Here is a 12,079-nt window from a genome sequence, read left to right on the forward strand (position 1 = left end):
CGGGGCCAGGTCCGCGCCGGTCCGTGTCCGTGGGCGGCTCCACGCCGGTCCGGGGCCAGGTCCGCGCCGGTCCGTGTCCGTGGGCGGCTCCACGCCGGTCCGGGGGCAGGTCTGCTCCGCTCCGTGCGACGGGTGCGGTGCGGCTCAGGTGTCGCCGAGGGCGCGCGCCAGCTGGGCCTTGTTCATGTCCGAGCGGCCGTGCAGGTTACGGCGCTTGGCCTCCGCGTAGAGCTGGTCGTACGTGGGCCCCTGCGCCCCGGAGTGGGAGTGCAGGCCGCCGCGCCGCGACGAGGACATGTCGTCGAGGGACTCCTTGCTGGCGGTCTTGGACTCGCCGGCGCGGGCGCGTTCCTTGTTGACGGTCCGGGCCGCGATCTCCTCGGCCTTCTTCTCGGACTCGCCGCGCCGCTCGACGCTCTCCTTGATGTCCTCGTACTGGCGTTCACGCTTGGGGGAAGATCCGCGGGGCATGGCCGTCCTCCTCTGGCGCTCGGCGTTCTCGCGGCGCCGTCGCCGTCCGTTCGGTGCTTCGGCGCTTACCCCGGATGCAGCAAGCCATCCGCTCCCGAGCGGCGCATAACTCGTCAAAGTGGGAGAAAATACTCACATGGACTCGACCCTGAGCGTGGACTCGACCCTGACCGACATCGCATGGTTCCTGGTGGTCGGGCTCATCGTGGTGGGCTTTCTGCTCGGCGCCTTCTGGCTGGGCAAGAAGGTCCGGGCGCAGGAGCCCGCCCCGCCGTCGGCGGAGAGCCAGCCCCATCTTCCGGAGGGAGGGGCGGTGTACGAGGTGCGCGAGGAGCGGGAGCACGTGGAGTTCCCGGAGAGCGGCCTGCGCCCGCACGACATGCAGGGCTACGGGAACTTCGGCTCGACCACCCACAGCCACCAGGAGGAGGCCCGCGCGGAGCGGGAGTCCGGTTACGGGCACGTGGAGGGGCCGGGACCGCACCCGCAGCCGGGCTCTCCTCCGAACTCGGGGCGCGGCGCCCACGAATAGAGCAGGGCCGGGCCTGCCTCCCGGACGGACGACACTCTGATCCGACCTCTGACCCGCCCCCGCGCGGGTCAGAGGTCCGTCCGGAGGCGGAGGACCTCCGGTGGCGGGTGGCGGGCCGACGTGTGGCGGACCTCCGCCGCGAGGGGAGGGTCCAGCGGCCGGAAGGGGATCTCGCCGAGGCCGATGGCCGTGACCGTCGCCGGGGCCGTTTCCGTTCCCGGATCCGTTTCCGTCTCCGTACGCCCCTCCGCCCGCGCCCGCGCCTGGGCCCCGGCCTTCGCCTCCCGCCCCGCCACGGCCCGTGCCACCTCCGCCCGCAGGGCCGCCGTCAGCGGGCTCGACACGAGCGGGGTCTCGTCCCCGCCCGGCAGCGCGAGGACCAGGGCGAGCGGGCGGCGCGGGGTGCCCGTGTAGCCGACGACCGCCGCGTCACGCACGTTCGTGTGCCGGAGCTTGCTCCAGCCGCGCCGCCCGGCCGGGTAGGACTGGTCCAGCCGTTTGACGACCAGGCCCTCGATGCCGCTGGCGGGCAGGGTCTCGTACCAGGTGGCCGCCAGCTCCGGGTCGGTGGTCATCGGGACGGGCTGCAGCGGCGGGCCCAGCGGCAGCAGCAGCTCCACCAGCAGCGCCCGGCGGCGCTCGTACGGGCGTCCGCGCAGATCCAGCCCGGCCAGTTCCAGGACGTCGAAGGCGGCGTACGAGGCCGGCAGGCTCCGCGCCAGGACGGCGGCGCGCGCCGGCGTGGCGGCCGCCCGGCGCTGGACGAGCGCGAAGTCGGTGCGGCCCGCGTGCCAGACCACCACCTCCCCGTCCAGGACCGTCCCGGCCGGCAGCTGCCGGGCGGCGGCGGCCAGGTCGGGGAAGGCCGCGGTGACGATCCGGCCGGACCGCGCCTGGAGCACGACGTCCGCCTCCGACCGCAGGACGACGAGGCGGTGGCCGTCGAACTTCGGCTCGTACGCGAGGCCCGCCCCGCGGGGCAGGGTCCGTACGGCGGCGGCCAGCGCGACGCGGATCACGGCCGGGGCCGGCCGGGGAGCCGGCCGGCGAGGTCGGGGTTGGTCAGGGGCCCGAAGAGGTCTCCGTCGAGGGCCAGCCGCGGCGCGATGTCGTCGGCGAGGAACACCAGGTCGGAGGCGGCGCGGCAGTCCGCGACCTCGTCCCAGGACACGGGCGCGGAGACGGTGGGCCGGGGCCGCGCACGCAGCGTGTAGGGGGCTGCGGTCGTCTTCGCGGCGGCGTTCTGGCTGTGGTCGACGAACACCTTGCCGGGGCGCAGGGCCTTGGCCATGCGGTGCACGACCAGGTCGGGGAGCTCGCGCTCGGCTTCCTGCGCGAGCTGTTTGGCGTACGCCGACACCTGCTCGGAGGGGGTCGGCTCCAGGGGCACGGCCAGGTGGAGGCCTTTGGAGCCGGAGGTCTTGGCGTAGGCGGGCAGTCCGTCGGCGGCGAGGCGCTCGCGCAGCCAGAGCGCGGCGGCGCAGCACTCGACGACGCCGGCGGGCGGGCCGGGGTCGAGGTCGAGGACCATCCGGTCGGCGACGGCGGGATTGCCGGCGGTCCACTGGGGGGTGTGGAACTCCACGACGAGGTTGGCGGACCACATGAGGGTGGCCATGTCGGCGACGACGACCTGGGCGGCGGACGCGTCCTCGGAGCGGGGCACGGGAGTGGTCTTCACCCAGGCGGGCGTACCGGGCGGCGGGTTCTTGGTGAAGAAGAGCTGGCCGTCCGGACCGTCGGGATAGCGCAGGAAGGACACGGGCCGGTCGTGGATGTGGGCCAGGAGGGAGCCCGCGACCGTGGCGTAGTAGTGGAGCACCTCGCCCTTGGTGAAGCCGGTCTCCGGGTAGAGGACCTTGTCGAGATTGCTGAGCGCGATGCGACGGCCCTCCACCAAAGTGATCGGCGTCATACGATGAGATTGCCACGAATCAGGAGGAACCGTGCGATCCATTTGGAACGGGGCGATCTCCTTCGGCCTGGTCAGCATTCCGATCAAGCTCGTGAACGCCACCGAGAGCCACTCGATCTCCTTCCGTCAGATCCACCTCGCCGACGGCGGGCGGGTCCGCTACCGCAAGGTGTGCGAACTGGACGGCGAGGAGGTCTCGGGCGCCGAGATCGGCAAGGGGTACGAGGAGGCCGACGGGTCGATCATCCCGATCACCGACGACGACCTGGCCCAGCTGCCGCTGGCCACCGCCAAGACGATCGAGATCATGTCGTTCGTGCCCGCGGAGGAGATCGATCCGCTGCAGATGGACGCGGCGTACTACCTCGCGGCGAACGGGCCGACGGCGGCGAAGCCGTACACGCTGTTGCGGGAGGCGCTGAAGCGGAGCCGGAAGGTCGCGATCGCCAAGTACGCGCTGCGGGGGCGGGAGCGGCTGGGCATGCTGCGGGTGGTCGACGACGTGATCGCGATGCACGGCCTGCTGTGGCCGGACGAGATCCGGGCGCCCGAAGGCGTGGCGCCGGAGGGTTCGGTGTCGGTACGGGACGCCGAACTCGACTTGGCGGACGCGCTGATGGCGACGCTCGGGGAGGTGGAGATGGCCTCGCTGCGCGACGACTACCGGGAGGCCGTGGAGGCGATGGTCACGGCGAAGGCGGGCGGGGCGTTCGAGCCGTCGGAGGTGGCGGCGGCACCGGCGGGCGGGCAGGTGATCGACCTGATGGCCGCGCTGGAGAAGAGCGTACGGGCGGCCAAGGCCTCCCGCGGCGAACCGGGTTCCGGCGCGGAGGCGGACGGGCCGGCGGACGCGGGGTCCGGGTCCGAGACGGGGTCGGGGTCGGGGTCGGGCGCCGAGGTGACGCCGATCCGGCGCAAGGCGGCGGCCGCGTCGCCGAAGGCGGTCGGCGGGAAGAAGTCGACGGCGGCGTCCGCGAAGAAGACGGCGTCGGCGTCGACGAAGAAGACCACCGCGACGACGGCGGCCAAGGCGACGAAGTCGTCCGCCAAGTCGGCGTCGTCGCCGGCTTCTGCGAAGGCGGGCACGGTCAAGTCCACCGCGGCCAAGTCCACCGCGTCCAAGTCCACTTCGGCGAAGTCGGCGGGGACCACGAAGAAGGCCACCACGGCGAAGAAGGCCACCCCGGCGGCCCGGAAACGAGCCTCCGCCTGACGGGGCCGGCGACCGGCGGGTGCCGCTGCCTGACGGGGCCGTGAGTGCGGGCCCCGTACGGCCGGGGGCAGGGGTCGCGGAGCGACTGCCGCTCCCGAAGGCGGGGCCCGTTGCGGGCCGGGTACCGGGACCGGCGTCCGGGGCGGGAGGAGCCCGTCGGTGGGCGGGCGGGGGCAGGTGGGAGCGGTGGTGCCCGTCCCGTCGGGCGCAGCGGACCCCGGGGGAACGCACGGGGGCCTAAGAGCTGTCCCGCGATCCCCGGCGGGCGCGCGACGCCGGCTACGGCGCCTCGCCGCGTTGTCGGAGCGCCCTCATACGCCCCGTATGACGGCGCCCCTCCGCCTTGCGACGCACCGCATCTGACGCCGCGCGCTGATCCACCAGGGATGACGGGACAGCCCTTAGAGCCAGGTTCTGGAGTCGCGGGCCAGGGCGAACAGGGCCTCCACCTCCTGGGGTTGGAGGACGACGGGCAGGCTGCCGAGCTCCGGGGCGGCCGTCCCGGGCTGGAGGACGCGGAGGTCCCGGACGGTGGGCGCGACCTCGACGCGGGAGGCGTCGGCCACCGCCAGGGCCCCGGTGACGCGTGCCGGCAGGACCCGCCCGGTGCGGGCCCCGGCGGCCCGGACGTCCGACGGCACCGCCGTGCGGTCCCGGGCCGGCCGGGGCAACGGCAGCCCGTCCGTACGGTGACCCGCGGGCCGGGGCAACGGCAGCCCGTCCTGCGTACGGTGCGCGGTGGCCCGGCCGCTCAGGGCCCGCTCGGCACGGGCCTTCTCCGTACGCCCCGCGCGGTCCGCGGTGGCGCGGGACGTCAGGGCCCGTTCGGCGCGGGCGGCGGCGCGGCGGGCCCAGCAGGGGTCGGGGCGGGGTTCCGCCCGGCCGACGGCGACGAGGAGGTCACCGACCGCGGCGCGCTGGCGCCGGCCCGGGACCGTACGGACGCAGAAGATGCCCGCCGGGCCGATGAGCAGGTGGTCGATGCGGCCGAGTCCGGGCAGCGGGACGCAGTGCAGGATCCGCCAGCCGTACGCCTCCAGGGCGTCGAAGGCGTCCCCCGACCGCTGCTGGGCCGCCAGGTCCTGGCGGAGCCGGTGGCGCGCCCGGGTGCCCGCCGTTCCGTGGTCCAGCTCGCCCAGCAGGCTCTCGCCGGGGCGGTTGGGCGCCAGGTCCGCGTCGGGCGGGAGCGCGAGGCCCCGAAGCTCCGCCGCCGTGGGCACCGGAGGCGGACCGATGGAGGCGCCGCCCGTCAGGAACGGCCGCAACACCTCCACCACCGCGTCGCGTTGGTCGTCGGCGAGGACGCTGATCCGGTTGGCCCGCCGGTCGTACCAGGCGACCGCCCGCCCGTCGGGCAGGGTGACGTACAGCCGCCCGCGGCCGGGCCTCCCGCTCGGTACGACCTTGAGTTGCCCCATCGCCCTCACCCCCGCCGTCCATGGGAGCAGCCGGGCTGCCCGGGGGCAATCCCCCGGCGGTGTAACGACTCCGACGGAACCCTGCGACGCCGCTGTTACACGAACGGGGCCCTGCCGCAACGGCCGCCGCCTACGTTGGTCCCACCTGGACCCGCCAGGCCCCGGCCCGCACCGAAGGACTTCCCGTGAGCACCGTCAGCCGCCGCACTCTCGTTCGCGCCGCCGCCGTGACCGTCTGCGCCGGAGGCCTGCTGGCCCTGCCCGCGGCCGCGGCGCTGGCCGAGGGGGTGCCGGCGGCCGCGTCGGCGCACTCCGCGGGCCCCCAGCGGACGCTGCTCAAGAGCCTCTCGCTGGCGGACGGCGTGTCCACGGCGAAGGTGTACCGCGTCGGCAAGGGCGCGTACGAGGCCGACATCCTCACCGCGGACGGCCACAAGGCCGCCACCCTGACCAGCCGCGACGGAGTCCCCGGCACCGGCGGCGCCGGGGAGCTGCGCGCTGCGCTGGACGCGGACGGGCGGCTGACCTCCTGGGTCGGCGACACCCCCGCGCGGGGCGCCGGGCACGCCGTCGCGGGCGACGGACACAAGACCGGGACCCGGAACGGGCAGGTCGTCCCGGCCTCGCTCCCGGCAGCCGGGTCCGCGGTTGGCTCCGGCTCCGCGTCGGGCTCCGCGTCCGGGCCGGGCTCTTCGCCGCGTACGGGAGAGGTCGGCGGCAACCGCGTCGTCGCCACCGGGCCGGCCGACGCGCTGCGCCTGGACACGCTGGCCGACGAGCCCGGCGAGGGCGTGCTGCTGCTTGCCGCGGGCGGCGGGATCGCGGCCGTGGGCGCGGCCGGGCTGGGCTTCGCCATGCTGCGGCGGGGGCGTACCGAGGGCTGACGCGCAGGTCACGGGCACCTCCGTCCCCCCCGACCGGGGGCGGTGGGCAAAAAGGACGTACCTCCGCATAAGGTTGATGCCGCGGGTGCCGTGTCCCTCCGGCTCCCCATCGCCCGTACCGCGGACAGGAGGATGCAGGGCCCCGTGAAGCCGCACCCGTACGCGCCGTACCCGTACGCGCCGTACCCGTCGATCCCCGCGCCCGCCGCGTCCCCCGCGGCCGCCGTCCGCGCCGCCCCCGCCGCGCCCGCCCGGCCGTCCGGGGCGTTCCGGCGCAGGGCCGCGGGTGCCGTGCTGCTGGTGTGCTGCCTGTTGCCCGCACTGGCGGGCTGCGGCGACGGCGGCGGGCTGGCCGCGGCGGGTTCCACGCCCACGGCGAGCGGCCCCGTCGACCTGTGGCCCGGGCGCCAGGGGGCGGCCGTACCACCCGCCGACCCCGGTGGCGCGCCGCCCGAGTACGTCCGGGGGATCACGCCCGTCCGGAACCAGAACGTGCGCGAGGTGGATCCGGTGGCCATCGTCCGGGCGGAGGTGCGCGCCCACGCGAACGCCGACGTCGGCGCCGACGGGATGCCCGCGCAGACGGCGACGGCGATCGCGGCGTGCGGTGACGAGGGAGGCGGCGGCGGAGATGGGGGTGCGGGTGCGAAGTGCCCGGTCCTGGAGCCGTACTACCGCGACCTGACCGGCAACGACAGGGACGAGCTGATCGTCGGCATCGAGCTGCCGGACCGGATGATGTCCGTACGCGTGTACACGGCGGACCCCGACGGCCGGCTCAACCGGATCATGGCGACCACGGACACGGTCATCGGCGTGGAGCTGGCCGGGCGGGACGTGGTGCTGCGGGTGCCCAGCGGGAACAACGGGTACGAGCTGATCACCGCCTGGTCCTACGACGAGAAGCAGCGCACCATGCTGCCCACGCGCGAGCAGATCGTACGGGTGCCCTCGGCTCCGCGGACGACGGCCACGACGCCCACGACACCCGCACCGTCCATCGCGTCCGCGGCTCCCACGGTGAGCACGACGGCCGGCACAGCGCCCGGGTCCGGCACGCCGTGAGGCTGCGGCTGCCCGCGTGGACGGCCACGCTGACCTGGAAGTCCGCGTGCTTCATCGTCGTGATGTGCTGCTCGCTGGCGGCCGTACTCGGCGCGCTCGTGCACGTGGAGGTGACCCGGCAGACGGTGTCCACGGCGCGGGAGAAGGCGCTCGCCAAACTGCACGACGTCTCCCACGCCTACGAGGCGGGCGAGCCCCTCCCGCCCGAGTCCGGGCTCGATCCGGAGGCGCTCCCGCCGGAACTGCGGGCGCTGGCCCTCGGCGGCCGCCGAGGGACGGTCGTGGGCGATTACCGGGGCCGACCGACGATGTGGGCGGCCGCGCCGGCGGACGGACGGGTGCTGGCCACCGCCGTCGACTACGGGCAGAGCGCGCGGACGATCAGCGGGCTCGACAACGCGATCATCGGGTCCTCGGTGCTGGCGATCGGCGGAACGCTGCTGGTGGGCGCATTCGCGGTGACGCGGGTGACGCGGCGGCTGCACCAGACCGCGACGGTGGCGCGGCGGATCACGCAGGGCGACCTCGACGCGCGGGTGGGCGACCCGCGCACGAAGGACCCCTCGCGGCGCCAGGACGAGGTGGCGACGGTCGCCGGGGCGCTGGACACGATGGCGGGAAGCCTGCAGGCGAAGCTGGAGAGCGAGCAGCGGTTCACGGCGGACGTGGCGCACGAGCTGCGCACGCCGCTGACCGGTTTGCAGGCGGCGTCGGAGCTGCTGCCGGAGGGGCGGCCGACGGAGCTGGTGCGGGAGCGGGTGCGGACGATGCGGCAGCTGACCGAGGACCTGCTGGAGATCTCCCGCCTGGACTCGGGCAGCGAGGCGGTGGACACGGACCTGCACCAGCTGGAGCGGCTGGTACGGCGGGTGGTGCGGGCGTCCGGTACGGACACGGAGGTGGTCGTGGCCCGGGACGCGCACGTGGAGACGGACCGGCGGCGGCTGGAGCGGGTCCTGGGGAACCTGGTGGCGAACGCCCACAAGCACGGGCGGGCCCCGGTGGTGGTGACGGTGGACGGGCCGGTGGTGACCGTACGGGACCACGGGGACGGCTTCCCGGACTACCTGGCGGCGCACGGCCCGCAGCGGTTCCGCAGCGGGGGGAAGGGGCACGGCCTGGGCCTGACGATCGCAGTGGGTCAGGCGGAGGCGATCGGGGCACGGCTGGCGTTCCGCCCGGCGGAGGGCGGCGGCGCGGCGGCGACCCTGACCCTCCCGACGACCCTCCCGGCAACGCCCCCGTAAGCGGGCCCTGGGCGGGGCGGAGGCCCGGGCGGACCCTGACCGGGCGGGTTCCCGGCCCCGCCCCCGGCCCCTACGGGCGCGGGGGCTTCGTCCACGGCCAGCGCGGCTTCAGCTTCGGTTTCTCCCCGCCTGGGCGGAACGCGTACTTCCACCCCTTCTGGAGCCCGAGCCGCTTGGAGTACCCCGACGGGACCCGCTCGTAGAGCAGCACCGTGGGCGGGGCGTCGGGAGCGGGGACCGGGATCTCGTACCACTTCGGCGGGTGCCCGGTCATGCCCAGGATGACCGGCAGCACCCTGCCGTCCATCGGGCCGCCTTCGAAGGGGGTCGGTTGGCTTCTCACCCCACCAGTGTCACAGCAGGTGGGCGGCCTCGGAGACCACGGGGATCACGCGGCGGGCCAGGACCCCGACCGGGCCGTCCGCCGACTCCAGGGCGAGGGCGGCGCGGGCCGCGTCCGCGGTTTCGGGGTCGGTGGCGGCGGTGGCGGTGAGCAGGGCGATGAACTGGTCGACCAGCCAGTCCCGGAGCGAGTCGACCTCCGGCTGCTTGCCCTCGTCGATCCAGATGAGCGAGGCGGCCTCGACCGCGGTGATCCACGTACGGACCATCATCCGCAGCCGCGGCCCCGGGGCCGGGGTGCCCAGGTGGTAGAGGATCTGTCCGGCGGCGGCCCGGCGGATGCCGTCCACCGTGGCCGTCGTGCGGGAGGTCTCGACGACGCTGCCGCCCTGGAGGAGCGCGGAGAAGCCCGCGTGGTGCTCGTCGACGAAGGCCAGGTAGCGGTCCAGGGCCCGGGAGAGGCGCTGGGTCAGGGGTCCTTCCTGGGGCTCGGCGAAGCACAGTTCGAGGATGTCCGCCGCGGAGCGCAGGGCGGCTTCGTAGAGCTGCTGCTTGCCGCCGGGAAAGTAGCGGTACACGAGCGGGCGGGACACCCCGGCGGCTTCCGCGACGTCGTCCAGCGAGACGTCCTCCGGCGCCCGGTGCGCGAACAGCGAGAGGGCGGCGTCGAGGAGTTGGGCTCGCCGCTCCTCGACGCCCAGTCTGCGGTAGGCGCGTACGGTCATGTCCGCAGGGTAGCCCGGCGGCGGCCTCAGGCCAGGAGTCCGGAGCTCTTCCACAGCCTGCGGCCGACGCCGCGCAGGATGCCGATGTCGTCGAGGAAGTCGGTGAGCCGCTTGGAGCCGGCCTGCATGACCTCCCGCCGGTGGCCGCTGGCCTTGACCTGGGCGACCGCTTCGTTGCGGTCCAGCCCGATGTTCTCGTACACGGCCGGGTTCACGAAGGCCAGCGAGAAGACGCGGGCGGCCTCGCCGCAGCTGATGCGGGTGAGTTCCTGCTCCCAGCGCGGGGCGGTGAGCATCTGGCGGCGCAGTTCCTCGCGGGCGTAGCGGACGTGCCGGGCCTCCTCGATGACGTGGATGCGGGTCACGCCGCGGACCAGCGGCTGAATGCGCTCGTCCGGGAAGGTCAGGCGCTGCATCCAGTCGAGGATCTCCTCGCCGAGGAGGGTGCAGGCGAAGGAACCGGGGGTGGTGGAGACCGTCTTGAGGATGCGCGCGAGGTTGTGGTTGGTGCGGGAGACCGGGTACTCGGGGGCGCCGCCCTTCTGGATCATGCGGGCGAACATCATCGAGTGGCGGCACTCGTCGGCTATCTCGGTGAGGGCGTAGCGGACGTGGTTGCTGGTCAGCGACTTGTCGTAGATGTGCCGGACCAGGAGCTGCATGAGGATGATCTCGAACCAGATGCCCAGCGAGCCGAGCGCCGCCGCCTCGTGGCGGGAGAGCTCGATGCGCTGCTCCTCCCCCATCTTCTTCCAGAGCGGGGTGTCGTAGAGGGAGAGCAGCTCCGGGGGCCAGTAGTACTTGCCCTCGATGGGCGGGGCGTCCCAGTCCAGTTCCTTGTCGGGGTCGAAGGAGTGCTTGGCCGAGGATTCGAGGAGCCGCTCGGCGATCTGCTCGCGGTCCTTGAGCAGGCCGAGAGCGTCCCTCAGGGCGGCTCGATCGGTCACCGTCGTCATGACTTCGGACACCTCGTTCGTTGGGTTACCGGCGGTCACTTCTTATGAGACTGCTTGTCAGCAAGGTCGTCAATCCCCTGCGCACGACTTGTTGACCCCGCGTCTACCAACGTGTGACGCTGCCAACTGTCCAGTCCTGTACGCAAGTACGTGACACGAGGTGGTGCCAGTGTCGACGCACGAGCTCTACACCAGCGACCCGGGCGCGGGAGTCTGGCAAGTCCCCGCCTCCGGTTCGGCCCGTTTCAGCTGGGAGTACGACGGGGGCCGCGAGCGGCTCCTCGCGCTCTACCAGAAGGGCAAGGACAAGCAGTGGGACGGTGCCAAGCGCATCGACTGGGACATCGAGGTCGACCCGTACGACCCGCTGGGCACCCCGGACGACGTCCTGACCCTGTACGGGACCCGGCACTGGGCCAAGCTCACGGAGCAGGACAAGGGCGAGCTGCGCCGGCACTACGCATCGTGGAACTTCAGCCAGTTCCTGCACGGCGAGCAGGGCGCGATGGTGTGCGCGGCCCGGATCGTGGAGTCGGTGCCGGACCTGGACGCGAAGTTCTACTCCGCCACGCAGACCATGGACGAGGCCCGGCACGCGGAGATCTTCGGGCGGTTCCTGCACGAGAAGGTCGGGATGCTGTACCCGATCAACGACAGCCTCCAGGGGCTGCTCGGCGACACCCTGCGCGACTCCCGGTGGGACATGCCGTACCTCGGGATGCAGGTGCTGATCGAGGGTCTGGCCCTGGCGGCCTTCGGCATGATCCGCGACACGACCGACAAGCCGCTGCCGAAGCAGATCCTGGCGTACGTGATGCAGGACGAGGCCCGGCACGTGGCCTTCGGGCGGATGGCGCTGCGGGACTACTACCGGCAGCTGACGGACGCCGAGCGGCGCGAGCGCGAGGAGTTCGTGATCGAGGGCTGCTACCTGATGCGGGACCGGCTGCGCGGGGTCGAGGTGCTGGAGAACTTCGGGATCTCCCGGAAGGAGGCGGAGGAGTTCAGCGAGCAGTCGGAGTTCCTGCACCTGTTCCGGAAGCTTCTGTTCAGCCGGATCGTGCCGTGCGTCAAGGACATCGGGCTGTGGGGCGAGCGGCTGCAGAAGGCCTACCTGGACATGGGCGTCTTCGATATGGGCAACTCCAACCTGGACCTGCTGATGAGCCAGGACGAGGAGATCGCGGAGGCGCTGGACCGCGAGCGGTTCGCGGCGGAGGAGGCCGAGCGCGTGGCGGAGGTTGGGGCGGCGATCGCCTCGGGCGCCGACACCTGACACCCGACACCTGACACCTGACACCCGCCACCCGC

The 12,079-nt window shown here is 73.7% G+C and carries 13 protein-coding genes; 6 read left to right on the plus strand and 7 right to left on the minus strand.

The genetic code is table 11. From position 1 onward, the window contains the following. Positions 1-144 precede the first annotated feature (144 nt). Entirely contained in the window at positions 145-471 is a 327-nt protein-coding gene (locus ACFWW8_RS02355; protein ID WP_386522479.1) for a plasmid stabilization protein, read from the minus strand. Positions 472-607: 136 nt separating this feature from the next. Here ACFWW8_RS02355 and ACFWW8_RS02360 point away from each other — a divergent pair, with 136 nt between their 5' ends. After that, positions 608-1,003 (plus strand): DUF6479 family protein, encoded by a 396-nt coding sequence (locus ACFWW8_RS02360; protein ID WP_386522480.1) that lies wholly within the window; start codon positions 608-610, stop codon positions 1,001-1,003. 68 nt (positions 1,004-1,071) lie between these two features. Here ACFWW8_RS02360 and ACFWW8_RS02365 read toward each other — a convergent pair whose 3' ends face one another. Next, on the minus strand, positions 1,072-2,019 hold the full coding sequence (locus ACFWW8_RS02365) for an ATP-dependent DNA ligase (RefSeq protein ID WP_386522987.1): 948 nt from the start codon (positions 2,017-2,019) through the stop codon (positions 1,072-1,074). Next, on the minus strand, positions 2,019-2,918 hold the full coding sequence (gene ligD, locus ACFWW8_RS02370) for a non-homologous end-joining DNA ligase (RefSeq protein WP_386522483.1): 900 nt from the start codon (positions 2,916-2,918) through the stop codon (positions 2,019-2,021). Before ligD ends, ACFWW8_RS02365 begins: the two co-directional genes overlap by 1 nt. Positions 2,919-2,949: 31 nt before the next feature. Between ligD and ACFWW8_RS02375 the strand changes: the two genes are divergently transcribed. Continuing rightward, on the plus strand, positions 2,950-4,131 hold the full coding sequence (locus ACFWW8_RS02375) for a Ku protein (protein WP_386522485.1): 1,182 nt from the start codon (positions 2,950-2,952) through the stop codon (positions 4,129-4,131). A 401-nt stretch (positions 4,132-4,532) separates the two neighbouring features. Here ACFWW8_RS02375 and ACFWW8_RS02380 read toward each other — a convergent pair whose 3' ends face one another. After that, the gene (locus tag ACFWW8_RS02380; RefSeq protein WP_386522487.1) at positions 4,533-5,549 is read right to left on the minus strand and encodes a nuclease-related domain-containing protein; all 1,017 of its coding nucleotides are present in this window, start codon (positions 5,547-5,549) and stop codon (positions 4,533-4,535) included. A 185-nt stretch (positions 5,550-5,734) separates the two neighbouring features. Here ACFWW8_RS02380 and ACFWW8_RS02385 point away from each other — a divergent pair, with 185 nt between their 5' ends. The 3 genes from ACFWW8_RS02385 (at position 5,735) to ACFWW8_RS02395 (ending at position 8,745) form a co-directional block, all read left to right on the plus strand. Then, entirely contained in the window at positions 5,735-6,433 is a 699-nt protein-coding gene (locus ACFWW8_RS02385) for a hypothetical protein (protein ID WP_386522489.1), read from the plus strand. A 144-nt stretch (positions 6,434-6,577) separates the two neighbouring features. Further along, positions 6,578-7,498: a hypothetical protein gene (locus ACFWW8_RS02390; RefSeq protein WP_386522492.1), complete on the plus strand. Its 921-nt coding sequence runs from the start codon at positions 6,578-6,580 to the stop codon at positions 7,496-7,498. Then, positions 7,495-8,745 (plus strand): ATP-binding protein, encoded by a 1,251-nt coding sequence (locus ACFWW8_RS02395; RefSeq protein ID WP_386522494.1) that lies wholly within the window; start codon positions 7,495-7,497, stop codon positions 8,743-8,745. The genes ACFWW8_RS02390 and ACFWW8_RS02395 overlap by 4 nt, the downstream gene beginning before the upstream one ends. A 70-nt stretch (positions 8,746-8,815) precedes the next feature. Here the strand turns inward: ACFWW8_RS02395 and ACFWW8_RS02400 are convergent, their stop codons facing one another. The 3 genes from ACFWW8_RS02400 to ACFWW8_RS02410 are packed head-to-tail and all read right to left on the minus strand — an operon-like array spanning position 8,816 to position 10,768. Continuing rightward, complete coding sequence (locus ACFWW8_RS02400; protein WP_386522496.1) at positions 8,816-9,088, minus strand: hypothetical protein; 273 nt, start codon at positions 9,086-9,088, stop codon at positions 8,816-8,818. Between the two features lie 10 nt (positions 9,089-9,098). Further along, on the minus strand, positions 9,099-9,812 hold the full coding sequence (locus ACFWW8_RS02405) for a TetR/AcrR family transcriptional regulator (RefSeq protein WP_386522498.1): 714 nt from the start codon (positions 9,810-9,812) through the stop codon (positions 9,099-9,101). A 26-nt stretch (positions 9,813-9,838) separates the two neighbouring features. After that, entirely contained in the window at positions 9,839-10,768 is a 930-nt protein-coding gene (locus tag ACFWW8_RS02410) for a diiron oxygenase (protein ID WP_386522500.1), read from the minus strand. A 169-nt stretch (positions 10,769-10,937) separates the two neighbouring features. Between ACFWW8_RS02410 and ACFWW8_RS02415 the strand changes: the two genes are divergently transcribed. Beyond that, positions 10,938-12,044, plus strand: a complete 1,107-nt coding sequence (locus tag ACFWW8_RS02415; protein ID WP_386522502.1) for a ferritin-like domain-containing protein — start codon at positions 10,938-10,940, stop codon at positions 12,042-12,044. Positions 12,045-12,079 lie beyond the last annotated feature (35 nt).

This window comes from Streptomyces sp. NPDC058701 (genome assembly GCF_042715295.1).
Lineage (GTDB): Bacteria > Actinomycetota > Actinomycetes > Streptomycetales > Streptomycetaceae > Streptomyces.